Annotated in this window: 1 pseudogene; it reads right to left on the reverse strand. The window is 73.3% G+C overall.

Annotated features, from left to right (window positions below):
* A pseudogene (locus tag UUA_RS18410) lies at positions 1-232 on the reverse strand (cytochrome c); the annotation flags it as partial.

The raw sequence follows: 232 nt of genomic DNA on the forward strand, positions 1-232 counted from the left end.
GCATCGCTGGGTACAGGTGCTTGCCGTCCGCGCGGATGCCCTTGCGCACGGCGTCGCGGAACTGCGCCTCGGTGTAGCGGCCGATGCCGGTGCCGGACGACGGCGTGATGTTGGTGCTGATGATGTCGCCGACCGGCGTGGGCACGGTCAGCCCGCCGGCGTAAGGCTTGCCGCCCGGCGCGGTATGGCAGGCCGCGCAGTCGCCCGCGGTGGCCAGGTACTGGCCGCGCTG

It is taken from the genome of Rhodanobacter thiooxydans LCS2 (genome assembly GCF_000264375.1).
Classification (GTDB): Bacteria; Pseudomonadota; Gammaproteobacteria; order Xanthomonadales; family Rhodanobacteraceae; genus Rhodanobacter; species Rhodanobacter thiooxydans.